The sequence below is a fragment of the Streptomyces sp. NPDC001668 genome (assembly GCF_042893155.1).
Lineage (GTDB): Bacteria > Actinomycetota > Actinomycetes > Streptomycetales > Streptomycetaceae > Streptomyces.
In genome coordinates this window covers 259443-284815 of the sequence record NZ_JBIAUQ010000008.1, presented here as the reverse complement: position 1 = coordinate 284815, position 25373 = coordinate 259443, and the positions used below count along the sequence as shown (strand labels likewise).

The window sequence follows — 25373 nt, the reverse complement described above, 5'->3', positions numbered from 1 at the left end:
GAGGGCCGTCCATGGGACACATGGGTGCCAAAGGCCGAGTCTAACGGGGTGGGGATGTACGTATGTGCCCGCGGGCGCTCAGGTCAGATAGGCCGGAGCGCTCACGGGCAACGTAAATCGGAACTCGGCGCCGCCCTGGGGGCCGCGGCCGACCGTGATGGTGCCGCCGTGGGCTTCGACGATGCCCTTGACGATGTAGAGCCCGAGGCCGGTGCCACCGCGCTTGCTGCCCCGCCAGAAGCGGGTGAAGACGCGGTTCATGGACTCCTCCGGGATGCCGGGACCCTCGTCGCTCACCGTGACCGACGTGCCGGTGTCCTCGCCCTCGCGGGGGGACGCCGTGGGCGTGATGTCAATCGTGACGGTTCCCTCGCCGTGCCGCACCGCATTTTCGAGCAGGTTGCTGAGCACCTGGTCGATCTTGTCGGGGTCGGCCCACAGCATGGGCAGCGGCTGCTCCAGGCGGAGCAGGAACCGGTCGGCGGCGAGTCCTGCGGCGACGTAGGCCTGGATGTGGCGTCCGACGGCCGCGCCGATGTCGACGGGCTGGCGGCGCACCTCGAGGCGTCCGGAGTCGATGCGGGAGATGTCGAGCAGTTCGGCGATGAGGCGGGTGACCCGGTCGGCGTCCGCGTCGACGGTCTCCAGCATCAGGCGCTTCTGGTCGTCGGTGAACCTCTCCCACTTGGCGAGGAGGGTCGCGGTGAAGCCCTTGACGGAGGTGAGCGGGGAGCGCAGTTCGTGGGCGACGGTGGCGATCAGCTCGGCGTGGCTGCGTTCGGTGCGGCGGCGGGCCTCGGTGTCCCGGAGGGCGACGACGACGCGGTGGACGGGCCCGGTGGGCCGGGTGCGCACGTACTGCGCGGAGACGAGGACCTCACGGCCGCCGGGCAGCAGCAGGTTCCGCTCGGGCTGCCGTCTGCGGATGGCGAGGCCGCCGTAGGGATCGGTCAGCTGCCACCAGCGCCGTCCCTCCAGGTCCTCTAACGGGAGGGCTTTCTCCAGCCGCTGGCCGAGGGCGTCCTCGGCGGGCAGGGCGGTGATCCGGGCCGCGGCGGTGTTGAAGCAGATCACGCGGCCCTGCTCGTCCGCGACGACGAGGCCGTCGGGCAGCTGGTCGGGGTCGATGCCGAGCTCGGCGGGACCACCGGCACAGGCTCCGGACACGCCCTGTGCGCTCCTCGTGCCGACACTCATCCCCGTACCCCACCTCTCCGCCGGCGCAGGGCCCCCGAGCTGGTCACCCTACTGGTTCCCGGTGACGGAGCGGCACCCTCCGGGGGCGCGCTGTGCACGGGCCGACGCATAGAGACATACGGCGGCCGCGGTGGCGAGGTTCAGGCTCTCCGCCTTCCCGTGGATCGGGACGCGCACCACGGCGTCCGCGAGTGCGCGGGTCTCCTCCGGGAGCCCCCAGGCCTCGTTGCCGAACACCCAGGCGGTCGGGCCGCCCATGGTGCCCTGGTCGAGTTCGGCGTCGAGGTCGTCGGTGCCCGCCCCGTCGGCGGCGAGGATCCGCACCCCGGCCCGCCTGAGCCCCGCCACGGCCTCCTCCACCGGCACGCCCACGGCGACCGGCAGATGGAACAGGGAGCCCACGGAGGCCCGTACGGCCTTGGGGTTGTAGAGATCCACGGAGGCGTCGGTCAGTACGACGGCCTCGGCACCGGCGGCGTCGGCGCACCGCAGGACGGTGCCGGCGTTCCCGGGGTCCCGCACGTTGGCGAGGACGGCGACGAGCTTGGGGCGGGCGGCGAGGATCTCCTCGAAGGGGGTGTCGAGGAACCGGCAGATCCCGACGAGCCCCTGCGGGGTGACCGTGGTGGAGATGTCGGCGATGACCTCCTCGGCGGCGAGGTGCACTCGGGCCCCCACGGCCCGGGCCTCTGCGACGATGTCGGCGTACCGCTCAGCCGCCTCCACGGTGGCGAACAGCTCCACCAGACCGTGCCCCGCGGCCTCCCGTACGGCCTGCGGCCCCTCGGCCAGGAACAGCCGCTCCTTCCCCCGGAAGTTCCGCCTGGCGAGCCGCCGCGCGGCCGAGACACGGGGGGAACGGGGGGAGATCAGCTCGGGGGTGACGGGGGGCATGCTCTTCACCTTCGGAAGTGTTCGGGAAACAGCGGACCCGCAGGCTTCACAGCCTGCGGGTCCACTCAGTCACGTCGGCCTAGGCCAAGCGCGGCGTCACGCGGCCTTGGGGGCGTTCACGTCCGCCGGCAGCGCCTTCTGGGCGACCTCGACGAGCGCCGCGAAGGCGGTGGCGTCGTTGACGGCCAGCTCGGCCAGGATCTTGCGGTCGACCTCGATGTTCGCGGCCTTCAGACCCTGGATGAAGCGGTTGTACGTGATGCCGTTGGCGCGGGCAGCGGCGTTGATGCGCTGGATCCACAGCTGGCGGAAGTCACCCTTGCGCTTCTTGCGGTCGTTGTAGTTGTAGACCAGCGAGTGGGTGACCTGCTCCTTGGCCTTGCGGTACAGGCGCGAACGCTGACCGCGGTAGCCGGAGGCCGCCTCGAGGATCGCCCGGCGCTTCTTGTGGGCGTTGACTGCCCGCTTGACGCGTGCCACTTGTTAACTCCTTGTAGCGGGGCCGTGGTTGGACTCACACGGCCCGGAAACGATTGGGTCCCGGTCCAGACGTACGGCGCTCACGAGGGCGCCGGTACGTCACTTGCCGAGAAGCTTCTTGATCTTCTTGGCGTCGCCCGGGGCCATCTCGGCGTTGCCGGTGAGGCGGCGCGTCAGGGTCGACGGCTTGTGCTCGAGGTAGTGGCGCTTGCCGGCGCGCTCACGGAGCACCTTGCCGGAGCCGGTGATCTTGAAGCGCTTGCTGGCACCGCTGTGCGACTTGTTCTTCGGCATAGCGCCGTTATCTCCTCGTCGGTGGCGCTCCGGTGCCCGGTCCTGAAACCGGGCACGGTGAGCGTCGCTCTTGTATCGGTTGTGTCCTGGGGACTCGCGTCCCCCGGGGTCACGCCTCGGCGGAAGCCTCTGCCGGGGCCTCGGCCTCGACGTCGGTCTCGTCCTCGACGTAGTCGGACTCCGCGGCGTTCTGCGACTTGCCGGGGTTGGCCTTCGCGTCTGCCTTGCGGGCTTCCTGCGCCTGGCGGGCCTCGGCCATCGCCTCGGTCTTCTTCTTGTGCGGACCGAGAACCATGATCATGTTTCGGCCGTCCTGCTTCGGGTTCGACTCCACGAACCCGAGGTCGGCCACGTCCTCCGCGAGACGCTGCAGCAGTCGGTAGCCCAGCTCGGGCCGGGACTGCTCGCGACCACGGAACATGATCGTGATCTTGACCTTGTCGCCCTGCTTGAGGAACCGGACGACGTGACCCTTCTTGGTGTCATAGTCGTGCGGGTCGATCTTCGGCCGGAGCTTCATCTCCTTGATGACCGTGTGCGCCTGGTTCTTGCGCGCCTCACGGGCCTTCATGGCCGACTCGTACTTGAACTTCCCGTAGTCCATGAGCTTGCACACAGGCGGACGGGCGGTTGCCGCCACCTCGACCAGGTCCAGGTCGTACTCCTGCGCAAGCTCCAGTGCCTTGGCCAGCGGGACGATGCCCACCTGCTCGCCACTGGGACCGACAAGTCGCACCTCTGGAACGCGAATCCGGTCGTTGATGCGGGGCTCGGCGCTGATGGATCCTCCTCGGTTAGCACCACACGGCGGTCTGGCGGACCGCCGCGTATGTCATTTTCGTCAGACCTAACCGCGCCGAAGCACAAAAAATGCCCCGGACGATCACAGACGGGGCTCCAAACACTGCCGGAGCACCGCCGCGATGCCGCGGGGCGCGCTTTCGGGCGACTCCATCGTCCGTACGGAACGATGGTGGCCGCCTGACCGGGGTGACCCGCCGTCCCGGAGGGCGGTCGGGTGGGAGATCGGAGCCTCCACTTGTGGGCCAGGCACACTTACACACAAGTATGTCCGGCCGGTCGTCACACAAGGTTAGCAGCATCCGGGGGGTGGTGCGAACCGGCGTGCACCGGGCCCTATCGTGTGGGACATGAGTGACACCCCTCCCGCGTCCCCTGACTCCCCCGACTTCGACGAGATGACCCGCGACATCGCCGAGGTCCCCGCCGTCGAGGTGATCGTGACGGTCGCCGTCAACCTGATGAGCGCCGCCGCCGTGAAGCTCGGTCTGACCGAGGAGGGCGACAAGTACAAGGACCTGGACGAGGCCCGCAAGCTGATCCACGCCCTCGCAGGCCTGCTGGACGGCAGCGCGACGGAGATCAGCTCCTTCCACGCGGCCCCGCTGCGGGACGGCCTGAAGTCGCTCCAGCTGGCCTTCCGCGAGGCGTCCCTGGTCCCGGACGAGCCGGGCCAGGGCCCCGGTGAGAAGTACACCGGGCCGATCTACGGCTGACTCATCCCCGTACGTACAAGGGCTCGCCCGGAGGCGTGGCCCCGGCCGGCAGGACTGCCAGGTCGAGGCCGTGCACCAGGCGGGCCCTCAGTGTCTCGTCGGCGGCGAGCCGTTCGGCCACGGCCCGCGCGGCCTTTGCGGGCTCGGCGGTCGGCTCCAGTACGAGGGCCAGGGTGCCGTCGGCCCGGCCCGGCCCGAGGTGGGCGCGGAGCACGGCGGGCTCGGCGGCCACCGCGTCCCGTACGGCCCCGACCACGGCCGGATCGGCGAGCGGATCGGCGCTCACGCGGCCCTCGGCGAGCGCGAGCAGCGCGGAGCCGGTCAGCTCGAAGGGCACCGGACCCGCCAGGTCCAGTACGACGGTGTCGGCCTTCTCGTGAGCGGCGGCCTGGAGCGCCTGGTGCAGGGGTACGGCGACGGGGCGGGCCTGCGGGTCCCAGCGGGCCAGGGAGTCGGTGGAGGTGAAGGCCGGCAGGGCGGTCCGGGATCCGGCCTTGAGGGTGGGGACGGCCATGTCGCTGGTCTTCTCGCGGCGCAGCCCGTTCTCGCCTTCCTCTACCTCGCCGAGCACGGCCACCACGGGGACGAGCAGCCGGGCGCCCTTGAGGGCCTCCAGGACGGGGCCCACGGCGGCGCCGTCCTCGGCCCAGGCCGCGAGCGCCGCGCTCAGCCGGGGATCGGCGGAGCCGTCGTCGTCGGAGAAGCCGGGGTCGGGAATGTTCTTGTTCGCCACGGTCACCGACCCTATAGGGGGCTTGCTGCTGCGGTTGTGCGGGCCCGGAAACCCGCCTGTGACGGCTTTCACGGGTTTCTCAGAGTTCGTTGACACAGCTCTGACGTCCGCCTAACGGGCCGCACAGCCGGCGGCCCGAGCATCGGCGGATGGAGTCCTCCAGAGCAGCCGCCCGTCGCCGCGTCCGCAGGTCCTTCCGGCGGCCTTTGACGTACACCGCGCTCGCCTGCGTCGCCGTCGTCGGTGCCACGGCCGGCGGGACCGTGTACATGAAGGCCCAGGCGCACTCCGGGACGGGCTCCGTATCGTCGGCGGTGACGCCGTCGGCCCCGCCGTCGCCGGCGACCACGACTGAGGAGGTGGCCGTGGCGGAACCGGTGGTGGATCTCGACGAGCGGCTGGCCGACGCCATGAGGCCGGTGCGCGTGACGGGCGAGCAGAAGGTGTCCGTGGCGGTGCTCGACCTGAAGTCGGGCGCCGGCGCGGTCCACGGCGACGGTGCCTTCGACACGGCGAGCATCGTGAAGGTGGACATCCTCGCGGTGCTGCTGCTGCGGCACCAGGAGGCGGGCACGCGGCTGAGCGCGCGGGAGAAGGCCTACGCCACCACGATGATCGAGAACAGCGACAACACCGCGGCGTCCGCGCTGTGGGACGTCATCGGGAGGGCCTCGGGGCTCGACGCCGCCAACCGGAAGCTCGGGCTGACCGGCACTGAGGGCGGTGACGGAGCGCTGTGGGGTCTCACCCAGACCACGGCGGCCGACCAACTCACCCTGCTCCAGCAGGTGTTCGGGGACGACTCGAAGCTGAGCGAGGCCTCGCGGTCGTATCTTCGGGGACTCATGGAGCGGATAGAGGCCGACCAGCGGTGGGGGGTGTCCGCGGCGGCCGACGGCTCCGGGTGGGCGCTGAAGAACGGCTGGCTGCCGCGCAGCACGACCGGGCTGTGGGACATCAACAGCGTCGGCCGGGTGACGGTGGCCGGCCACGCGTATCTGGTGGCCGTGCTGTCGAACGGCAACTCCACGCAGGCGCAGGGGATTTCGCTGGTGGAGGCGGCGGCGAAGGCGGCGGTGTCGGTGTTCACGACCGAGGACGTGCCCGCGTCGGCGGACGCCACGAGTGCGGCGGCGCGCTGAGGCTTCGCCCCGTCCCTCAGAAGCCCTCGTGGGGCCGACGGCGGCGCCCGCGCCACAGGAACACCGCGCCGATCAGCAGGGCGAAGCCCAGGCCGCCCGCCAGCGGGGCCGCCCAACCGGCCGCGTCGTCCTCCGACGTGGCGGTGTCCGGGCCCGGCCCGAAGTACTTCTCGCCGTAGGAGGCCGGTTGCAGGCCCTCCGGTTTCAGGCGGTCCGCGGCCTTGAGCGCCGCCGCGGGGTCGATGAAGCCGAAGCCTCGGGAGTCGTCGCGCCCGCCTGCCGGGGCGTTGCGGGCCGTGTCCTCCAGGAGCCGCTTGATCTGCGCGGGCGTCAGGTCGGGGTGGGCCGCCTTGACGAGGGCGACCGCGCCGGAGACGAACGCGGAGGCGGCGCTGGTCCCCCAGCCCTCGTAGTACTTGTGGTCGGGGTCGGCGATGACCACGTCGTCGCCGGGGGCGGCGACCGTGGCGTACCAGCGGCGGGTGGAGAACGAGGCGCGGGTGCCGAACTTGTCGACAGCGGTGGCGGCGATGACGCCCGGGTAGGCGGCCGGGTAGGAGATGTGGTCGCCCTTCTCGCCGCCGTTGCCCGCCGAGGCGACGACGACGGCGCCCTTCTTGAGCGCGTACTGGACGGCGTCGTCCTCGCCGGCCTCCGGGTGCGCGGAGGCGGAGTCGTCGCCGAGGGAGAGGTTGATGACGTCGGCGCCGTGGTCGGCGGCCCAGCGGATGCCCTCGGCGAGGGCGTTGCCGCGGGTGTTGCGGGCCTTGGTGCGGGCCGGGTCGCCGTCCTCCAGGATCACGCGGACGGGGAGGATCTTGGCCTCGGGGGCGATGCCCATGACCCCGTCGCCGTTGCCGACGCCGTGTCCGTGACCGGCGATGATGCCGGCCATGGCGGTGCCGTGCCGGGCCCAGGCCCGCTGTCCGCGTACGGCGCCGAAGCCGATCATGTCCTTGCCGGTGAGGACGTTGCCGACGAGGTCGGGGTGGTCGTTCTCGACGCCGGTGTCCAGGACGGCGACGGTGACGCCCGCGCCCTTGGTGGTCTGCCAGGCCTGCTGGGTGTGCATGGCGTCCAGGGCCCACTGCTTGGCGCGGATGCCGTCGGCGTGCGCGGCGGTGGGCGGGACGAGGGCGACGGAGGCGGCGAGGAGGACGCTCAGGAGACCTGCCCTGCGGGTGGTGACGCTCATGAGGCCTGCTCCGGGGGCGAGGTGACGGTCTTGCGCAGCGCGCGTTCGATCCGGTCGGCCAGGCCCTGGGCCTCGTTGCCCAGACCCGCCTGGGCGGCGGGGCTGGTGTCGCCGGACTCCATGGCCGTCCCGGCGGGCTCCGGGGTGTCGACCGTACGGCCGTCGGCCCAGCCGGAGACGGCGTAGGCGACGACGGGGGCGTCGGTGAGGACGGAGATCGTCCAGGAGGCCCGCTGCACCGCGCCGAAGCCCGCCGCCAGGGTGTTCTTCGCGGCGTACGGGAGGGGCATCAGGTCGGTGCGGGTGGCCAGGCCCTGACGGGTGAAGCGGGTGTCGAGTTCGCGCATGGCCGGGGCGTCGGCGTCGGTGAACAGGAGGCCGACGGTGGTGACGTAGCTCTGGGTGGCGTCGGTGTAGGTGGCGCGCAGCAGGCGTTCGCAGCCGACGGGGGCGAGGGCTTTGCGGAGCAGGGGGTCGAAGGCGTTGCCGCACCCGCTGTCCGGGGCGACGGCGATCCGCGTCCAGGTGCGGTCGGCTCCGCCGGGTCCCGCGCCCTGGCCGTCGACGGTCGGCGGGAACAGCTGGTCGACGGGCACGCTGTGCCACAGCTCGCCGGCCTGGGCGAAGGCGTCACCGCCGCCTTCGTCGCCGGAGTCCCCGATCAGCCAACTCCCGGTCACGGCCCCGCCGATGAGTCCTAGCCCGAGCACGACGCAGGCGGCCACGGCGGCGATCCGGGGAGGAATCCGCACCCCCCACGACCGCTCCTTGTAACCGACCTCCGGCTCCCCGAACGACACCACGGGCCGCCCGTTGCCGGGAGTCCCGGCGTGCGGGGGCATGAAGGCGCTCCAGGAGAGGGCGGGGTCGGGCGTGAGAGGGGTCCTGGACCCCGCGCCCTGCGACTCCGGGGAGGCGGAGGGCGGGGTGGTGGGAGGCGGTGGGGCGGTCGGCCGGCTGGTGGGGGCGGCGGGACGGGGCGGGTCGGTACGGGGGCGGGCGGGCGCCGCGTCGGGACGGGTTGCGGGCATGGGCGGCACGGCGGTGCCCGCGGAAGCCGCTGGAGGCGTGGCGGACGTGGACGCCGGTCCCGTCGGCACCGGCCGCATCCGGAAGGTCGTCTCGGAGGCGGTCTCGGCGGGTGCGGCGGGACGGCGCGGGGGCACGGAGGGCCGGGAACCCGGCCGGGGCGGCACGACACCGGGCGCCGACGAGCCGGCGCCCCGGGCGGGAGCGGCGGAGCCGTACCCGCGCGGCTCGGCGTCAGCGGCGGGGGCCGGGGCGGTGCCCGGCCTCGGCGGGATCACCGAGCGCGACGGAGTTCCCTGTGCCGTCGCCGTCCCACCGGCATCGGAGCGGGACGGCGTCGGTCCAGAGGCGGGCGGCATCGGACCGGGGCCGGCCGTCGCGGACCTCGGCGTGCGTGGTTCGGTACCCGGAGTCGCGGAAGTCGCCGTGCCGCGTCCGGACGCCGGTGATGTGTCCGGGAAGCGGGCCGAGGCCGGAGGCGGGGGCGGGGGCGTGCTGCCGGGGTTCGCCGACGCGTCGCCCGTACGGGACGCGCCCGGGGCAGGGTGGACCGCCCCGTCGGGCGCCGCGCCGGAGCCGTTGCCTCCCGTCGCCGCGGCGGGACCGCCGGTCTCGGGCCCGCGCCCGCCGGACATGCCGCGTGCCTCGCCGCTGGTCGACGTCGAGCCGGAGCCGTTCGTCGTACGTATCGGGGGACGTCCCTCGGAGCTCGGCGCGGGGGGCCGCTCCCCGCGCGGCGCACCGGCCGCCCGTCCGTCGCTCTCACCGGAGCCCTGCCAGTCGAATCCGCCGAACACCGGCCGGTCCGGCGCTCCCGCGCCCCGTCGGCCGCGCTCACCGAAGGCCTGCCACTCGGTGTCGTCCGTCGCAGGTGGGCCCGGAGCGGGGAACTCCCGGGCGGCCAAGTCGTCCTCGGCACCGGGCTCGCCCACCGTCGGCGGCTGAGCCGGCCGTGGAGGAATCGAGGCGCGGCGTGCTTCCGTGCTCATGCACCCCCCGTTTCCTCATGTCCGGGCCGTTCGGTCGTGCGCGGGCCCTCGTCGCGGTCGCCAGGTGTGAGAGACGGCCGTCCGGGCACGCATACCCGCACGGAAGGGCCGGTATCCCGGCGCGGCGGCGACGGGGGGCGTACGGCCCTGCGTGCGTGCGCGTCACTCTACGGGTTGTTCCTGGGCGAACGGGAACCAGTCCAGCAGGCCGGGGGCATCTGCCCGGAACGTCCCCCTACCCTGCGGTAATCCTGTCTGGCAGGCTTCGTTCATGACTGCGCGCGCCGCCGACCGGGCCCGGTACGACCGGGCCACCTCCCCTCTCGACGCTCCCCTCGCGATCGTGGACCTGGACGCATTCGACGCCAACGCGGACGATCTCGTCCGCCGGGCGGCGGGGAAGCCCATCCGCGTCGCCAGCAAGTCCGTACGGTGCCGTGCGCTGCTCGAACGCGTCCTGGCCAGGGACGGCTTCGCGGGCATCATGTCCTTCACCCTCGCCGAGTCCCTGTGGCTGGCGCGGAGCGGCTTCGACGACATCCTGCTCGCCTACCCCTCCGCCGACCGCGCCGGATACGCCGAACTCGCCGCCGATCCCAAGCTCGCGGCCGCCGTCACGGTGATGGTCGACGACCCCGCGCAGCTCGCCCTCATCGACGGGGCCCGCGCGGGCGGCACCGAAGTCATCCGGGTCTGCCTGGAGTTGGACACCTCGCTGAAGCTCCTCGGCGGCAGGGTGCGCGTCGGCGCCCGGCGTTCGCCGCTGCACTCCCCCGCCCAGGTCGCCGACATGGCCCGCGCGGTGGCCCGGCGCCCCGGGTTCGAGGTCGTCGGGATCATGGCCTACGAGGGGCACATCGCCGGCGTCGGGGACTCGGTCGCCGGACGGCCGCTGCGCTCCCGGGCCGTGCGGCTGATGCAGGCCACCGCCCGCCGGGAACTGGCCGAGCGCCGCGCCGCCGTGGTGCGTGCGGTGCGGGCCGTCGTACCGGACCTGGAGTTCGTCAACGGCGGCGGCACGGGCAGTGTGCAGCACACCGCCGCGGAGGACGCCGTCACGGAGATCGGCGCGGGTTCGGGGCTGTACGTGCCGAGGCTGTTCGACAACTACACGTCCTTCAGCGGGCGTCCGGCGGCCCTGTTCGCCATGCCCGTCGTCCGCAGGCCCGGGGTGGGTGTGGTGACCGTCCTCGGTGGCGGCTACCCGGCCTCCGGCGCGGCCGGTCCCGACCGGCTGCCGGTGCCGTATCTGCCGGAGGGGCTGACGTACGACCCGCAGGAGGGGCCCGGCGAGGTGCAGACCCCGCTGCTCGGCGCCCCCGCCGACGATCTGCTGCTCGGCGACAAGGTGTGGTTCCGGCACGCGAAGGCCGGTGAGCTGTGCGAGCGGTTCGAGAAGCTGCACCTGGTCGAGGGGGACGCGGTGACGGCGACCGTCCCGACGTACCGCGGGGAAGGACACACGTTCCTCTGAATCAGCGGCCGACCGGCCGGATCCCCTCGGTGATCCGGTCCATGTCGGTGAGCGGCGGCCCGTCCGGACCCGCGTCGAAGGCGAAGCGGACGACTACGGCGTCCGGAGTCCTGCCGCGAGGCGGGGTGAAGGCCACGGACTGGACGTAGGCGCCGGGCCCCTGGGCCGTCCTGACCCGCCAGCGCACCAGGTATCCGGCGCATCCGGCGACGGCCACGCGCTCCGACCTGATGACCCGGTGGCCGCGGATGCCGTCGTAGGCGCTGTGGGCGGCCTGCGGTATGTCCTTCGCGGCGAGGGCCGCCGGGGTCCTCCCGGAACCGGCGGGCAGCGTGCGGGTGGAGACCCTGCCGCCCCCGGTGGTCATCACGACGTTGTCGCGGGTGACGTACTTCGCGGGGACCCAGCCGTCGGGCAACGGCAGGCTGATGTCGTCGAGTTCGTCGACCAGGCGGGACGGTCGCGGGGAGGCCGTGGTGGGCGACGGGCTCGCGACCGTCGGTGCCGTGTCCGCCACCATGTCGTCCCCCTCGCCGCGGGCGAGGGCGAACGCCCCGCTGACGATCGCCGCGACGAGGACGACCCCGGAGGCGGTGAGGGCGACGGCCTTGGCGCGCCCGGAGGCCCCGCCGGCCGCTCGTGGCGGGCCGGGGGGCTCGGGGGCGCGCCGGTGGTCCGTCCAGGCGGTCCCGTCCCACCGGCGCTCCAGGTGCGGGGCGTCGGGGTCCGGGTACCAGCCGGGCGGGAGCGTCCTGCTCATCCGGGCACTGTAGGGCGAGACCTACAGCGGTGTGACGTACGCCCCCGAGATCCCGCCGTCGACGAGGAAGTCACTGGCGTTGACGAAGGAGGAGTCGTCGCTGGCCAGGAAGGCGACGGCGGCGGCGATCTCCTCGGCCTCGGCGAACCGGCCGACCGGAATGTGCACCAGGCGGCGGGCGGCCCGCTCGGGGTCCTTGGCGAACAGCTCCTGGAGCAGCGGGGTGTTGACCGGGCCGGGGCACAGGGCGTTGACGCGGATGCCCTCGCGCGCGAACTGCACGCCCAGTTCGCGGGACATGGCGAGCACCCCGCCCTTGGAGGCGGTGTAGGAGATCTGGGACGTGGCCGCGCCCATCCTCGCCACGAAGGACGCCGTGTTGATGATGGACCCCCTGCCCTGCCGCCGCATGTAGGGGATCGCGGCCTTGCAGCACAGGTAGACGGAGGTCAGGTTGACCTCCTGGACGCGCTTCCACGCCTCCAGGCCCGTCTCCAGGATGGAGTCGTCGTCCGGCGGGGAGATGCCCGCGTTGTTGAAGGAGACGTCGACACTGCCGTAGGTGTCGTACGCCGTCTTGAACAGCGCCTCGACCTGTTCGGGGTCGGTGACGTCGACCTTGACGAACAGCCCGCCGACCTCGTCGGCGGCGGCCTTGCCGCGGGCCTCGTCGACGTCGGCGCAGACCACGTTCGCGCCCTCGGAGGCGAGCCGGCGGGCGGTGGCGAGGCCGATGCCGCTGCCGGCGCCGGTGATGACGGCCGTACGGCCGACGAGGCGACGGCACACGATCTGATCGGTCGCAGAGGTCGAAGAGGTCGAAGAGGTCGAAGAGGTCACTGGGCGGGGCCTTCCGTGCTGATGAAGACGTTCTTGGTCTCGGTGAAGGCGGTCAGGGCGTCCGGGCCGAGCTCGCGGCCGAGTCCGGACTGCTTGTAGCCGCCGAAGGGGGTCCAGTAGCGGACGCTGGAGTGGGAGTTGACGGACAGGTTGCCCGCCTTGACGGCCCGGGACAGGCGCAGGGCACGGCCGATGTCGCGGGTCCACAGGGAGCCGGAGAGGCCGTAGGGGGTGTCGTTGGCGAGCCGGATCGCGTCCTGTTCGTCGGTGAAGGGCAGCAGGACGGCGACCGGGCCGAAGATCTCCTCGCGGGCGGCCTCGGAGTCGGGTGCCTCGTCGGTGAGGACGGTCGGCGCGAACCAGAAGCCGGGCCCGTCGGGCGCGCTGCCGCGCAGGCCGGGGGCGTCTTCGGGCACCAACGCCCGTACCCGGTCCAGTTGCTGACGGGAGATCAGCGGGCCCATCTGGGTCTTCTCGTCGGCCGGGTCGCCCACGACCACCGCGCTCAGCGCGTCGGCGAGCAGTTCCCGTACTTCGTCGTAGACCGACTCCTGGACCAGGATCCGGGTGCGGGCGCAGCAGTCCTGGCCGGAGTTGTCGAGGAAGGAGAAGGGGTCGACGGCCGTGCGCAGGTCCGCGTCGGCGAAGACGATGTTGGGGCTCTTGCCGCCGAGTTCGAGGGTGACGGGCTTGATCTGGCGGGCGCAGCGCTCCATGACGTCGCGGCCGGTGCGGGTGGAGCCGGTGAAGACGATCTTCGCGACGCCGGGGTGCTCGACGAGGGCGGTGCCCGCGACCGGCCCGTGTCCCGGCAGCACCTGGAACAGGCCCACCGGCAGCCCTGCCTCCAGGGCGAGTTCGGCGAGCCGAAGGGCGGTGAGGGGGGTGGTCTCGGCGGGCTTGAGGACGACGGCGTTGCCGGCGGCGAGCGCGGGTGCGGTCCCCCAGGCGGCGATCGGCAGGGGGAAGTTCCAGGGCGCGATGACGCCGACCACACCGAGCGGTTCGAGGATCGTGACGTCGAGGCCGCCGGCGACCGGGATCTGGCGGCCGTTCAGCCGCTCCACTCCGCCTGCCGCGTAGGCCAGCAGGTCACGGACGTTGCCGGCCTCCCAGCGGGCGTTGCCGAGGAGGTGACCGGCCTCGCGGACCTCCAACCGGGCCAGTTCCTCGACGTGCCCGTCGACGACGTCGGCGAACCGGCGCAGCAGCCGGGCCCGGTCGGCGGGGGCGAGGGCCGACCAGCGGGCCTGCGCCTTCGTGGCGCGGGTGACCGCCGCGTCCACGTCGGCCGCGGTGGCGGCGGGGACGGTGGCGACGACCTCCTCGGTGGCCGGGTTGAGGACGGTCAGCTCATGCTCGTACGACAACGAAGAACCTTTCACGGGCAGTCATGATCACAGACACTCGGGATCACAGGCGTTCGAAGGAGCGGCGCAGCTCCCAGTCGGTGACCGCCGCGTCGAAGGCCTCGAGTTCGACGCGGGCCATGTTGCGGTAGTGCGCGACGACCTCGTCGCCGAAGGCGGCCTTGGCGATCGGGCTGTTCTCCCAGAGCTCGGCGGCCTCGCGCAGGGTGGTCGGGACGTGGGCGTACTCAGCGGTGTAGGCGTTGCCGGTACAGACCTCGGGCAGCTCCAGTCTCTGCTCGATGCCGTACAGGCCCGCCGCGACCAGTCCGGCGACCGCGAGGTGCGGGTTGACGTCCCCGCCGGGCAGCCGGTTCTCGAAGCGCAGGGAGCGGCCGTGGCCCACGACGCGCAGCGCGCAGGTGCGGTTGTCGTGGCCCCAGGCGACGGCCGTGGGGGCGAAGGAGCCCGGCTGGAACCGCTTGTAGGAGTTGATGTTGGGGGCGTAGAGCAGCGAGAAGTCGCGCAGGGCCGCGAGCTGGCCCGCGAGGAAGTACCGCATCACGTCCGACATGCCGTCCGGGCCCGCCATCGCGTTGTTGCCGGCGGCGTCGGCGAGCGAGAGGTGGATGTGGCAGGAGTTGCCCTCGCGCTCGTTGTACTTGGCCATGAAGGTGAGCGACACGCCTTCCTGGGCGGCGATCTCCTTGGCGCCGGTCTTGTAGATGGCGTGCTGGTCGCAGGTGGTCAGGGCGTCGTCGTACTTGAACACGATCTCGTGCTGGCCGGGGTTGCACTCCCCCTTGGCGGACTCGACGGTGAGACCGGCGGCCGTCATGTCGTTGCGGATCCGCCGCAGCAGCGGCTCGATGCGTCCGGTGCCGAGCACCGAGTAGTCGATGTTGTACTGGTTCGCCGGCGTCAGCCCCCGGTAGTGGGCGTCCCAGGCCTGCTCGTAGGTGTCCTTGAAGACGATGAACTCCAGCTCGGTGCCGACCTGGGCGGTGTACCCGAGTTCGGCGAGGCGGTCCAGCTGGCGGCGCAGGATCTGGCGGGGCGCGGCGACCACCGGCGAGCCGTCGTTCCAGGCGAGGTCGGCGATCAGCATGGCCGTACCGGCGTTCCAGGGCACGCGGCGCAGGGTGCGGAGGTCGGGGTGCATGGCGAAGTCGCCGTAGCCGCGGTCCCAGGAGGACATGGCGTAGCCGTCGACCGTGTTCATCTCGGTGTCGACGGCGAGGAGGTAGTTGCAGCCCTCGGTGCCGTGGTGGAGTACCTCGTCGAGGAAGAAGCGGGCCGCGAACCTCTTGCCCTGCAGCCGTCCTTGCATGTCCGGGAAGGCCAGGACGACGGTGTCGATCTCGCCGCTCGCGACGAGGGTGTGCAGCTCCTCGACGCTGAGCGGGGGTGTGCGGTCTGCCACGGGAGAGCTCCTTCGGCTGCTGCGCGTTTTTCCGACCGGGCCGGGAGCCATAAGGTATTGCTCTGAACCATTGCTTGGGAAGGGGGCTCGGCCATATGTCGGTGGACGCTGACGGCGGCCCGGACGACCGTTTGACGCCGGTGCTGCGGCCGGTCAGGGCGGGCAACGGCTTCGAGGAGGCGCTGGAGCAGATCCTCCAGGTGGTGCGGCTGGGCCTGGTGCCGGGGGGTGAGCGGCTGCCGGCCGAGCGGGAGCTCGCGGAGCGGCTCGGGATCAGCCGGGTGACGCTGCGCGAGGTGCTGAAGGTGCTCCAGGACCAGGGTCTCGTGGAGTCGCGGCGCGGGCGGTACGGGGGCACCTTCGTGCTGCCCCGCACCCCGGACGCGGTGGGCGAGGAGGAGCTGCGGCGCCGGATAGCCGTGGTGGACATCGAGGACGTGCTGCGCTTCCGGGAGGTCCTGGAGGTGGGCGCGGCGGGCCTGTGCGCGGCGCACGGCCTCACGGACGAGCAGGCGGAGCGGCTGCGCGAGGCACTGGCGGCCACGCAGGAGGCCCCGCTGGCGGACTACCGGCGCCTGGACACCCTGCTGCACCTCACCCTGGCGGAACTGTGCGGCTCACCCACCCTGACCGCGCAGTACGCGGCGGTGCGGGCCTCGGTGAACGACCTCCTGGACTGCATCCCGCTCCTGGTCCGCAACCTGGAGCACTCGCAGCGGCAGCACGCGGCGCTGGTCGAGGCGGTCCTCGACCAGGACGCCGACGGGGCGCGGGAGATGATGCGGGAGCACTGCGCGGGGACGGCGGCACTGTTGCGCGGGTTCCTGGCGTGACCTTGCCTCCCGGGCCACCGAGACGCAAAGGTATACGTGTGGGCCATTGCAAGCCTGGGAGGACCGAGTGTCGACCGTACGACCGCTGATCGGCGTCAGCACCTATCTGGAGGCCGACGCGCGCTGGCGCGTCTGGGAGCTGGAGGCGGTGCTGCTCCCGGCCGGCTATCCACGGCTGGTGCAGCGGGCCGGCGGGCTGGCCGCGATGCTCCCGCCGGACGCCCCGGAGCACGCGGCGGCGACGGTGGCCCGTCTGGACGGCCTGGTGATCGCGGGCGGTCCGGACGTGGAGCCGGTCCACTACGGCGCCGCCCCCGACCCCCGCACCGGTCCACCCGCCCGCGCCCGCGACGCCTGGGAACTGGCCCTGATCCGGGCCGCGTTGACGGCGGGCGTCCCCCTGCTGGGCATCTGCCGGGGCATGCAGCTCCTGAACGTCGCCCTGGGCGGCACCCTCACCCAGCACATCGACGGCCACGCGGTGGCCCCCGGCGTCTTCGGCCGCCACCCGGTCAAGCCGGTCCCGGGGACGGTCTACGGCGGCCTGGCCCCGGAGGAGACCTCCGTACCCACGTACCACCACCAGGCAGTGGACCGCCTGGGCAAGGGCCTCCTGCCCTCGGCCCACGCGGCGGACGGCACGGTCGAAGCCGTCGAACTCCCCGGCCCGCAGTGGGTGCTGGGGGTGCAGTGGCATCCGGAGATGGGCGAGGATCCGCGGGTGATGCGGGGGCTGGTGACGGCCGCTAGCTCCAGGTGAGCCGTCGCCGGAGCCAGGTCAGGGCCGTGTCGCCCTGGGCCCGCTGGAAGGCCCGGAGGGTCGGGAGGCCCGGGGGTGGGGGCAACAGGGAGTGGTACAGGAAGTAGCCGGTCAGGGCGGCGAGGGCGGTGGTGACGGCGTCCGGGTCGGCGGTCGCGCCCAGCGGATGCGCGGTGAACAGTTCCTCCGGATCCGGGCCGCCCTGGGCGCGGACGCACGGCAGCATCACCAGCAGGTCGAACCAGGGGGCGCCGCGCAGGGCGTGCGGCCAGTCGACGAAGACGGTGCGGCCGTCGTCGGTGAGCAGGATGTTGTCGGCGCGGAGGTCGCCGTGCGCGAGGGTGTCACCGGTGACGGCCTCGGGCCAGGGCGCGGCGAGTTCCGCGAGGCGGCGCAGGCGGCCGGCGGCCCAGGGGCCGAGGCGCTCGGCGAGGTCCTCGTGGTGGAGGAGCTGCTGCCAGCCGGTGAAGGTGCCTGCCAGGGCCGTGCCGGCGGGCGGTGCGTCGAGCGGGGGCGGGGTGAGGGTGCGGCTCAGCTCCGTCACGGCGTCCAGGACGCGCGCCAACTCGGCTCTGCGCCAGGGGACATGGGGATGGCGGCCGGGGACGTCCTCGTAGACGAGGGCCACCCAGGTGCCGTCGTCGTAGGTGCCGAGGAGACGGGGTGCCGGGACGGTGGCGGGAAGCGCGGCGGCGTTGCGGGCCTCGGCGCGGTGGAGCCCGGGGCTGTGGGGGTTGGTGTCGCCGCTGACGGCCTTGACGAAGGCGCGGCGGCCGGTGGCGGTGCGGACGCGGGTGGCGGCGCCGGGAGAGAATCCGCCGGGCTGGGTGGTGGCCTGGGCGACCGGTTCGCCGAGCAGGTCCGCGACGGTGTCGCGTACGGCCGCGGGGAGCTCCTCCCAGGGGACGCGGACGCCGGTGGCGGGTGGGGCGGTGGCGGTCATACGGTTCATGGTGCGGGTCAGCGGCGCTGCGGGGCCAAGGGTTTTCCGCCCCGGCGGGGGTGAGCGTCACGCCCGCGCGCTCCTGCGGGGGCGAGGCGAGGTCACACCCGCGTCAGCGACAGCAACTCCCGGGCCGGTCCCACCGGCCGGTGCCCCGTGGGCCACACCGCCCGGAGGTCCCGCGCCAGGGACACCCCCTGCACCGGTACCCGCACCAGTCGCCGCAGCGCCAGTTCGTCGCCCACCGCCAGTTCGCTCAGGACCGCCGGTCCCGCCCCGCTCACCGCCGCCGCCTTGACGGCCGTGGTGGACGAGAGCTCGATCAGGGGCCGGGCCAGGCCGCCCAGGGCCGCGTCCAGTACCTGGCGGGTGCCTGAGCCCTTCTCGCGCAGGATCAGCGGCGTCGCGGCCAGTTCGGCGGCTTCCAGCGGGCGCCGGCGGCGGGCCCACGCGTGACCGGGGGCCGTCACCACGATCAGGTGGTCGTGGGCTATCACGACCGAGTCCAGGCCGGACGGCACCGTCAGGCCCTCCACGAAGCCGAGGTCCGCCTCGTCCGACAGCAGGCGTTCCGCGACCGTCGCCGAGTTCCCCGCGTGCAGCGACACCGCCGTGTCCGGGCGCCCCGCGCGCAGGGCGAGGAGCCACCCCGGCAGCAGGTACTCCGCGATCGTCATGCTCGCCGCCACCCGCAGCCGGGAGTCCCGGCGGACCCGCAGCGCCTGCGCCCCGGCGTCGAAGGCCTCCGCCGCCTCCACGATCCGCCGCGCCCAGTCGGTGACCAGTGCCCCCGCGTCCGTGAGCCGCGAGCCCCGGGGCGAGCGGTCGACCAGGGCGACCCCCAACTGCCGTTCCATCGAGCGGATCCGGCTGCTCGCCGCCGGCTGGGTGATGCCCAGTTCCCGCGCCGCCCCGCCCAGACTGCCCAGGCGCGCCACGGCCAGCAACAGCTCCAGCGCCCCCAGATCGGGCACCCGGTGCGACAGCCCACCGCCCACCGCCGCCCTTCGCTCCTCCACACCGCTCATAAAGACAGCTTATGCCCTCATAGAGCCGTACTCCCTGGTCGCGGCCCTCCCCCGGCGGCACCGTGGAGCCATGGTCACCGCCGTCCGTCACCTCGGGCCGAACTGGTACGCCGCCGTCATGGGCACCGCGATCGTCGCCACCGCCGGCGTCGCGCTCCCCGTGCGCCTCCCCGGCCTGCGCACGACCTGCGCCGCCGTCTGGCTGTTGTCCCTCGCCCTGCTGCTCGCCCTCCTCTGCGCCCGCGCCCTGCACTGGCGCCACCACGCCGACCAGGCCCGCGCCCACCTCCTGGACCCCGCCACGGCCCCCTTCTACGGCTGCCTCGCGATGGCCCTTCTGGCTGTCGGCGGGGGTGCCCTCACCGTCGGCCGGTACTGGATCGGGACGACGGCCGCGGTCGCTCTCGACGCCGTGCTGTTCAGCGCCGGCACGGCCGTGGGGCTCGCGGCCGCCGTCGTCGTGCCGTACCTCATGGCCGTAGGGCGGAAGGCCGGCCCGCAGCAGGCCACTCCGGTGTGGCTGCTGCCGCTGGTCGCGCCCATGGTGTCCGCCGCCCTAGGGCCGCTCCTGGTGCCCCATCTCCCGGCCGGTCAGCCGCGCGAGACCCTGCTCCTCGCCTGCGTCGCGATGTTCGGGCTCAGCCTTCTCGCGACCCTCGTCATGCTGCCGCTGGTCTTCGCCCGGATCGTCACCGGCGGTCCGCTCCCCCTCGCCCTCACCCCGGCCCTCTTCCTGGTCCTCGGCCCGCTCGGCCAGTCCACCACCGCCGTCGGCAAGTTCGCGGACGTGGCCCCCGGTGTCGTACCGGCCCCCTACGACCAGGGCTTCGCCGTCCTCGCGGTCCTCTACGGCGTTCCCGTCATGGGCTTCGCACTGCTGTGGCTGGCGCTCGCCTCCGCGCACGTCGTGCGGGCCCGCCGGCACGGGATGGGCTTCTCGATGACCTGGTGGGCGTTCACCTTCCCGGTCGGCACCTGTGTCACGGGCGCCGAGGCGCTGGCCCGGCACACGGGGCTCGTCGTCTACGACTGGCTCGCCGCCGCGCTCTACGCCGCCCTCCTCGCCGCCTGGGCCACGGCCGCCGTGCGCACCGCGCGCGGAATCCTCAGCGGAACGCTGCTCGCAGGGCCTCGCCCAGTGCCCGTGGTGCTTCGGCCAGCGACGGCCCGTACCACGTCAGGTGCCGTCCGCTGACGAGTGCGCAGGGCAGGCCGGGGAAGGCCTCCGGGCCGTCGTCAGGAGTGAAGCGGTACGGCTCGTCGGGGAGGACGACCACGTCGGGGGCGGCCGCCCGCAGGTCCTCCAGGGCGACCTTCGGATAGCGGTCCTCGTGGCCGGCGTAGAGATGGTCCACACCGAGGCGGGAGAGGACGTCGCCCGCGAAGGTGTCCCGGCCCAGCACCATCCAGGGCCGACGCCAGATCGGCACGACCGCCGTCGTACGGCGCGCGGGGGGTTCGAGCGCCGACCACGCCTCCTCGGCCTCGTCCAGCCAGCGCGGGCGTACGGACACCCCGCACGCCTCCACGACCCTCGCCAGTTCCCTGAAGGCCTGCGGGACGTCCCGCACCTCGGTGACCAGGACCCTGAGGCCCGCGTCGCGCAGGGCGGCGAGATCCGGCTCTCGGTTCTCCTCCTCGTTCGCGATCACCAGGTCGGGGGCGAGGGCGGCGATCCGGTCGAGCTTGGGGTTCTTGGTGCCGCCGATCCGGGTGACGTCGAGGTCCGCCGGGTGGGAGCACCAGTCGGTGGCGCCGACCAGGGCGCCGGGTGCCGAGCGGGCGATCGCCTCGGTCAGCGAGGGGACCAGGGAGACGACTCTCACTGCCGGGGCCGGTCCTGGAGCGCCTCGATGTGTTCGGCCACGGCGACGACGACCACGCGGGTGTCCGGCACGGTCGCCCGCCAGCGGTGCCGCACCCCGCCGGTGAGGTACAGGGTGTCGCCGCGGCCGAGGCGGTAGGCACGGCCCTCGGCCTCGACGTCCACCGCGCCGTCGGCGACGTACATCAACTGGTCGTTGCGGTACTGGAATTCGCGCCCCGCGTCATGGTCGCCGGTGAACTCCTGGGCGTGCATCTGGTGGTGGCCGCGCACCAGGGACCGCATCCGCGGCACGTAGTCCGGCTCCGGGCCCTCGGCGTGCACGACGTCGACGCTGCACGCCGGGTCGGCGGCCGCGAGGAGTTCGACGGCCGTGGTGCGCAGGGCGTCGGCGACCTTCTCCAGGGAGCTGCGGCTGGGGCGGGCGCGTTCGTTCTCGATCTGGCTCAGGAAGGGGACCGAGAGGCCGCTGCGCTCGGCCACGACGGCGAGGGTGAGCTCCAGCGCGCGGCGCCTGCGGCGCACGGCCGCGCCGACGCGGAGGGGCTGTTCCTTGTGGTCGCCCATGGCTCCGGCTCCCTCCTCCGCTCGTCGGTCCGGTGACGGGTCCCCTGATGAGTTGTCTGCACCCTACGCATGTTCGGCAAACCGTTTCATGCGGCCGTCACATCGATGTCATACGGCGTGCGACCGTACCTCACAGTTCACGCCAGCCGAACGGCCCCCCGGAAACTGCCAGGGGGCCGACTTTCGGTCACCCGTCCGCCGCGGGCCGTTCAAGTCCCCTCGTCGGCGCCGGAGTTCGGGCGATGGCGTAGCTCTATGTGGTTGGCCGAATTCCTACCGTGCTCTCCGAGCGGTTATGACGGTGTCATCCGCCCCACCATCTCGGGGTGCTTCTTCAGCCAGGCCGCGACCGCCTGCTCCTCGTGCCCCTGGCCGTACCTGTTGATCTCGCTCTCCAGGGTACCGAGCTCGTCCTCACTCATGTGGAAGCCCTTGATCCACTTGGTGAGCTGCGGGTACTCCTCGGGGAACTTCTCGTTGGAGATGGTCCGGATCGTGTTGCCCTCGCCGAAGAGCTTCTTGCCGTCCTTCAGCTTGGTCAGGTCGTACTGGCTGTACGCCCAGTGCGGGGACCACAGGACGACGGCGACGGGCTGCTTCCTGGCGTAGGCGCGCCTGAGCTCGGCCAGCATCGCGGGCGTGGAGCCGTCGACGACCTCGTACTCCTTGTCGAGGCCGTAGCCCGGCAGGACCTTCGTCTTGAGGAGGTTCATCTCGCCGGTGCCCGGTTCGATGCCGATGATCTTCCCGTCGAACAGGGACGCCTTGCCCTTGAGGTCCTCGTACGTCTTCACGCCCTTGACGTACGACGGCACGGCGACCTCCAGCGAGGTCGGCCGGTACCAGGTGCCGAGGTCCTTGAGGCTGTCCTTGCTCTGGTCCCAGTAGTTCTTCTGGGCGTACGGGAGCCAGGCGTCGAAGTTGAGGTCCAGGTCGCCCGAGGCGAGGCCGGTGTAGACCGGGCCGACGTCCATCTGCTTGAGATTGAGCTTGTAGCCGCGCTTCTCCAGGACGTTCTTCCACAGATACGTGACGGCGATGTCCTCGTCCCAGGGGAACCAGGCCACGTCGACCGGCCGCTTCGCCTCGGCCGGAGTGCCGCTGTCCTTGACGGGGGCCAGCTTGTCCACCAGGCCGGGGTGCTGCTTGAGCCAGGTGCGCACGGCGTCCTGCTGCCTGCCCTTGCCGGCCTTGTTGATCTCGGCTTCCAGGCTGGTGAGCTGCTTCTCGTCCAGCTTGAAGTTCTTCAGCCACTGCCCGACGACCGGATCGTCGTCGGCGAAGCCCTTGCGGGCCACCGTGTGGATGCCGTCGCCCGCGCCCCAGGCGCCCTTGGGGTCCTTGAGCTTCTTCAGCTTGTAGTCGTTGTACGCCCAGTGCGGCGACCAGAGCGTGACGACGACCGGGTCCTTCTGGGCGTACGCCCGCTTCAGCTCGGCCAGCATGGCGGGCGTGGAGCTGTCGACGACCTCGTACTCCTTGTCGAGGCCGTAGGCCCCCAGCACCTTGCTCTTGAGCAGGGCCATCTCGCCGGCGCTGGACTCGATGCCGGTGATCTTCCCGCCGAACCGCGAGGCCTTGCCCTTGAGGTCGGCCAGGGAGTTGATGTCCTTCATGTACGACGGGACGCTCAGCTCGAGAGACGTCTTGTCGTACCAGGCGCCGAGGTCGTCGAGCTTGCTGCCGTACTTCTTCCAGTACTGCTCGTGGGTCGTCGGCAGCCAGGCGCCGGTCATGAAGTCGACGTTGTCCGAGGCGACGGAGGTGTAGAGCGGCCCGGCGTCGAACTGCTTGGCCTCGACCTGGTAGCCGCGCTCCTCCAGGATCTCCTTCCAGAGGAAGGTGGAGGCGACACCGTCGTCCCAGGGGACGTAGCCGATGGTGATCTTCTTGCCCTGGCCGACGTCCTTGCCGCCGGAGACGGCCGTGGCCTCGCCGGAGGCCCCGCCGAAGATCCCCATGCCGCCCGCGACGAGGGCGAGGACGACGACACCGATGACGGCGATCTGGGGGCGGGGGCGGTAGGACCAGATCTTCAGGCCGCCCTGGGACGCGCGGGCCTTGGCGGCGGCGCGGCGGCCCAGCGGGGAGACCTGGGTGCCGAGCGCGCCGGTCATGCGGTCGAGGTAGATCGCGAGGATCACGATGGCGACCCCGGCCTCGGAGCCGAGGCCCACGTTGAGCTGGCCGATCGCCTCGTTGACGTCGCCGCCGAGGCCGCCGGTGCCGACCATGCCCGCGATCGCGGCCATGGACAGGCCCAGCATGATGACCTGGTTGACGCCGGCCATCACGGTGGGCAGCGCGAGCGGCAGCTGGACGCGCAGGAGGGTGTCGCGCGGGGTGGTGCCGAACGCCTCGGCGGCCTCCACGAGCTCCTTGTCGACCTGGCGGATGCCCAGCTCGGTCATGCGGACGCCGGGGGCGAGGGCGAAGATCAGGGTGGCGACGATGCCCGCGGAGGCGCCGGTGCCGAAGAACAGGATCGCCGGGATGAGGTAGATCATCGCGGGCAGCGTCTGCATGAAGTCCAGCACCGGGCGGACCAGGCCGCTGACCCGGTTCGAGCGGGCCGCCCAGATGCCCACGGGGACGGCTATCACGAGGGCGATGATCGTGGCGACGAGGACCAGCGAGAGGGTCGTCATGGCGTCCTCCCACAGTTCGAGGGAGTCGATGAACGCGAATCCCGCGAAGGTGAGGACGCCGGCCAGGGTGCCGCGCAGCCAGAAGGCGATCACGGCGAAGATGCCCGCGAGGAGCAGGGGCTGGGGCGCCTGGAGGACGGCGTCGATCCCGTCGTAGGTGCCGGTGAAGACGGTCTTGAGGAAGTCGAAGAGCCAGGCCACGTGGTCGAGCAGCCAGTCGACGGTGTCGTTGACCCAGTCGCCGAGCGGGATCCTAGGCATGGGCGGCCTCCTCCCGGGGGGACTCGGTATCGCCGAGGAAGCCGACCAGGCGCTCCTGCCGGACCACGCCGACGAGCTTCCGCTTCCCGTCGAGGACGGCCACCGGGTGGCTCGACCGGGCGCTCATCGCGCACAGTTCGGTGAACGGCGTGTCGGGCGTCGCGGTCTCGCAGTCGCTCTCGCAGCCGCAGTCGGCCTGCTCGCCGCGGACGTCGGTGTCCATGACGGCGGACGCGGTCAGGACGCGGGAGCGGTCGACGTCCTTGGTGAAGGAGGCCACGTAGTCGTCGGCGGGCCGCACGAGGATGTCCTCCGCGCTGCCGATCTGGACGATCCGGCCGTCGCGCATGACGGCGATCCGGTCGCCGAGCCGCATGGCCTCGTTGAGGTCGTGGGTGATGAAGACGATGGTCTTCTTCAGGGTCTTCTGGAGGCTGAGGAGCTGGTCCTGCATGTCACGCCTGATCAGCGGGTCCAGCGCGCTGAAGGACTCGTCCATGAGGAGCAGGTCGGCGTCGGTGGCGAGGGCGCGGGCCAGGCCCACGCGCTGCTGCATGCCGCCGGACAGCTCGTCGGGCCAGGACTTCTCCCAGCCCTTGAGGCCGCACAGTTCCAGGGCCTCGGTGGCCCGCTCGACGCGCTCGGCCTTGGCGACGCCCTGGACGGCGAGGCCGTAGGCGGCGTTCTCCAGGACGCTGCGGTGCGGGAAGAGCGCGAAGTGCTGGAAGACCATGCTGATCTTCTGGGCGCGTACGGCGCGCAGTTCGCGGTCGGTGAGCGCGGTGAGGTCCTGGCCGTCGAAGCGGACACGGCCCGCGGTCGGCTCCAGGAGGCCGTTCAGCATGCGCAGCAGGGTGGACTTCCCTGAGCCGGACAGGCCCATGACGACGAAGATCTGGCCGGGGTCCACGGTGAAGGAGGCGTCGATCACGGCGGCGGTGACCCCTTCGGCGCGCAGTCCCTCCCGGTCGGCGCCCTCGCGGAGCCGCTCGACCGCCTCCTCGGGCCGTCTTCCGAACACCTTGTACAGCTGCTCTGCCTCAAGCCTTGATGACACGCGTATCTCTCGTCTCCTCGACAACAGGGGATCCCCGGCGACAGGGGGGAGACGAAGGGCCGCGAACAGTTGAAGGTGCAACCTGCCTCGCTCCGGGGCCGCGCCTGCCCCGAAGCCTTTCGGCCAAACACACCG

The 25373-nt window shown here is 72.4% G+C and carries 24 protein-coding genes and 1 pseudogene; 7 read left to right on the top strand and 18 right to left on the bottom strand.

The features are described 5' to 3' along the window. Positions 1 to 78: 78 nt before the first annotated feature. From ACFYZ8_RS25485 to infC, 5 genes and pseudogenes are all read right to left on the bottom strand, one after another. On the bottom strand, positions 79 to 1197 hold the full coding sequence (locus ACFYZ8_RS25485) for an ATP-binding protein (RefSeq protein WP_359035391.1): 1119 nt from the start codon (positions 1195 to 1197) through the stop codon (positions 79 to 81). A 48-nt stretch (positions 1198 to 1245) separates the two neighbouring features. Beyond that, the gene (locus ACFYZ8_RS25480) at positions 1246 to 2091 is read right to left on the bottom strand and encodes an RNA methyltransferase (protein ID WP_359035389.1); all 846 of its coding nucleotides are present in this window, start codon (positions 2089 to 2091) and stop codon (positions 1246 to 1248) included. A 96-nt stretch (positions 2092 to 2187) separates the two neighbouring features. Next, complete coding sequence (rplT, locus tag ACFYZ8_RS25475; protein WP_007380809.1) at positions 2188 to 2571, bottom strand: 50S ribosomal protein L20; 384 nt, start codon at positions 2569 to 2571, stop codon at positions 2188 to 2190. 99 nt (positions 2572 to 2670) lie between these two features. Continuing rightward, a complete protein-coding gene (rpmI, locus tag ACFYZ8_RS25470; RefSeq protein ID WP_234762671.1) occupies positions 2671 to 2865 on the bottom strand; it encodes a 50S ribosomal protein L35 in 195 nt (64 codons plus the stop codon). A gap of 109 nt (positions 2866 to 2974) precedes the next feature. Continuing rightward, positions 2975 to 3671: pseudogene (gene infC, locus ACFYZ8_RS25465) on the bottom strand (translation initiation factor IF-3). A gap of 345 nt (positions 3672 to 4016) precedes the next feature. Between infC and ACFYZ8_RS25460 the strand changes: the two are divergent. After that, the gene (locus ACFYZ8_RS25460) at positions 4017 to 4382 is read left to right on the top strand and encodes a DUF1844 domain-containing protein (protein ID WP_359035386.1); all 366 of its coding nucleotides are present in this window, start codon (positions 4017 to 4019) and stop codon (positions 4380 to 4382) included. Between the two features lies 1 nt (position 4383). Here the strand turns inward: ACFYZ8_RS25460 and ACFYZ8_RS25455 are convergent, their stop codons facing one another. Next, positions 4384 to 5115 carry an SseB family protein gene (locus ACFYZ8_RS25455; protein WP_388535983.1) on the bottom strand — a complete coding sequence of 244 codons (732 nt, stop codon included), beginning with the start codon at positions 5113 to 5115 and terminating at the stop codon, positions 4384 to 4386. A gap of 149 nt (positions 5116 to 5264) precedes the next feature. Here ACFYZ8_RS25455 and ACFYZ8_RS25450 point away from each other — a divergent pair, with 149 nt between their 5' ends. Next, positions 5265 to 6257, top strand: coding sequence for a serine hydrolase (locus ACFYZ8_RS25450; protein WP_388535986.1), 993 nt, complete (start codon positions 5265 to 5267; stop codon positions 6255 to 6257). A gap of 16 nt (positions 6258 to 6273) precedes the next feature. Here the strand turns inward: ACFYZ8_RS25450 and mycP are convergent, their stop codons facing one another. Beyond that, positions 6274 to 7452, bottom strand: coding sequence for a type VII secretion-associated serine protease mycosin (gene mycP, locus ACFYZ8_RS25445; protein ID WP_388535989.1), 1179 nt, complete (start codon positions 7450 to 7452; stop codon positions 6274 to 6276). After that, positions 7449 to 8252: a hypothetical protein gene (locus ACFYZ8_RS25440; protein WP_388536333.1), complete on the bottom strand. Its 804-nt coding sequence runs from the start codon at positions 8250 to 8252 to the stop codon at positions 7449 to 7451. The genes mycP and ACFYZ8_RS25440 overlap by 4 nt, the downstream gene beginning before the upstream one ends. Positions 8253 to 8481: 229 nt before the next feature. Between ACFYZ8_RS25440 and ACFYZ8_RS25435 the strand changes: the two genes are divergently transcribed. Together ACFYZ8_RS25435 and ACFYZ8_RS25430 are read left to right on the top strand one after the other, a co-directional pair. Then, a complete protein-coding gene (locus tag ACFYZ8_RS25435; protein WP_388535990.1) occupies positions 8482 to 9426 on the top strand; it encodes a hypothetical protein in 945 nt (314 codons plus the stop codon). 315 nt (positions 9427 to 9741) lie between these two features. Then, positions 9742 to 10944, top strand: coding sequence for an amino acid deaminase/aldolase (locus ACFYZ8_RS25430; RefSeq protein WP_388535992.1), 1203 nt, complete (start codon positions 9742 to 9744; stop codon positions 10942 to 10944). Between the two features lies 1 nt (position 10945). On the opposite strand, the gene ACFYZ8_RS25425 is transcribed toward ACFYZ8_RS25430, so the two are convergent. The 4 genes from ACFYZ8_RS25425 to ACFYZ8_RS25410 are packed head-to-tail and all read right to left on the bottom strand — an operon-like array spanning position 10946 to position 15316. Beyond that, positions 10946 to 11704 carry a DUF2510 domain-containing protein gene (locus tag ACFYZ8_RS25425; RefSeq protein WP_388535994.1) on the bottom strand — a complete coding sequence of 253 codons (759 nt, stop codon included), beginning with the start codon at positions 11702 to 11704 and terminating at the stop codon, positions 10946 to 10948. 21 nt (positions 11705 to 11725) lie between these two features. Beyond that, entirely contained in the window at positions 11726 to 12544 is an 819-nt protein-coding gene (locus tag ACFYZ8_RS25420; protein WP_388535997.1) for a 3-oxoacyl-ACP reductase, read from the bottom strand. After that, entirely contained in the window at positions 12541 to 13914 is a 1374-nt protein-coding gene (locus ACFYZ8_RS25415; protein ID WP_388536000.1) for an aldehyde dehydrogenase family protein, read from the bottom strand. Before ACFYZ8_RS25415 ends, ACFYZ8_RS25420 begins: the two co-directional genes overlap by 4 nt. Before the next feature lie 43 nt (positions 13915 to 13957). Continuing rightward, a complete protein-coding gene (locus tag ACFYZ8_RS25410) occupies positions 13958 to 15316 on the bottom strand; it encodes a glutamine synthetase family protein (protein ID WP_359035368.1) in 1359 nt (452 codons plus the stop codon). Between the two features lie 95 nt (positions 15317 to 15411). On the opposite strand from ACFYZ8_RS25410, the gene ACFYZ8_RS25405 reads away from it, so the two are divergent. Both ACFYZ8_RS25405 and ACFYZ8_RS25400 read left to right on the top strand, forming a co-directional pair. Beyond that, positions 15412 to 16149, top strand: coding sequence for an FCD domain-containing protein (locus tag ACFYZ8_RS25405; RefSeq protein WP_359035366.1), 738 nt, complete (start codon positions 15412 to 15414; stop codon positions 16147 to 16149). A gap of 67 nt (positions 16150 to 16216) precedes the next feature. After that, on the top strand, positions 16217 to 16909 hold the full coding sequence (locus ACFYZ8_RS25400) for a gamma-glutamyl-gamma-aminobutyrate hydrolase family protein (protein ID WP_388536004.1): 693 nt from the start codon (positions 16217 to 16219) through the stop codon (positions 16907 to 16909). Here the strand turns inward: ACFYZ8_RS25400 and ACFYZ8_RS25395 are convergent. Beyond that, positions 16896 to 17852 carry an aminoglycoside phosphotransferase family protein gene (locus ACFYZ8_RS25395; protein ID WP_388536007.1) on the bottom strand — a complete coding sequence of 319 codons (957 nt, stop codon included), beginning with the start codon at positions 17850 to 17852 and terminating at the stop codon, positions 16896 to 16898. The two genes, ACFYZ8_RS25400 and ACFYZ8_RS25395, sit on opposite strands and share 14 nt — an antisense overlap. Positions 17853 to 17953: 101 nt before the next feature. Then, positions 17954 to 18880 carry a LysR family transcriptional regulator gene (locus ACFYZ8_RS25390; protein WP_388536009.1) on the bottom strand — a complete coding sequence of 309 codons (927 nt, stop codon included), beginning with the start codon at positions 18878 to 18880 and terminating at the stop codon, positions 17954 to 17956. 70 nt (positions 18881 to 18950) lie between these two features. Between ACFYZ8_RS25390 and ACFYZ8_RS25385 the strand changes: the two genes are divergently transcribed. Beyond that, positions 18951 to 20075, top strand: coding sequence for a TDT family transporter (locus ACFYZ8_RS25385; protein WP_388536011.1), 1125 nt, complete (start codon positions 18951 to 18953; stop codon positions 20073 to 20075). Here the strand turns inward: ACFYZ8_RS25385 and ACFYZ8_RS25380 are convergent. The 4 genes from ACFYZ8_RS25380 to ACFYZ8_RS25365 form a co-directional block, all read right to left on the bottom strand. After that, positions 19987 to 20706 carry a helical backbone metal receptor gene (locus ACFYZ8_RS25380; RefSeq protein ID WP_388536012.1) on the bottom strand — a complete coding sequence of 240 codons (720 nt, stop codon included), beginning with the start codon at positions 20704 to 20706 and terminating at the stop codon, positions 19987 to 19989. The two genes, ACFYZ8_RS25385 and ACFYZ8_RS25380, sit on opposite strands and share 89 nt — an antisense overlap. After that, positions 20703 to 21272, bottom strand: coding sequence for a helix-turn-helix domain-containing protein (locus ACFYZ8_RS25375; RefSeq protein ID WP_388536013.1), 570 nt, complete (start codon positions 21270 to 21272; stop codon positions 20703 to 20705). Before ACFYZ8_RS25375 ends, ACFYZ8_RS25380 begins: the two co-directional genes overlap by 4 nt. Positions 21273 to 21565: 293 nt before the next feature. Next, on the bottom strand, positions 21566 to 24181 hold the full coding sequence (locus ACFYZ8_RS25370) for an ABC transporter permease/substrate binding protein (protein WP_388536016.1): 2616 nt from the start codon (positions 24179 to 24181) through the stop codon (positions 21566 to 21568). Further along, positions 24174 to 25238 carry a glycine betaine/L-proline ABC transporter ATP-binding protein gene (locus tag ACFYZ8_RS25365; RefSeq protein ID WP_388536018.1) on the bottom strand — a complete coding sequence of 355 codons (1065 nt, stop codon included), beginning with the start codon at positions 25236 to 25238 and terminating at the stop codon, positions 24174 to 24176. Before ACFYZ8_RS25365 ends, ACFYZ8_RS25370 begins: the two co-directional genes overlap by 8 nt. Positions 25239 to 25373: the final 135 nt, after the last annotated feature.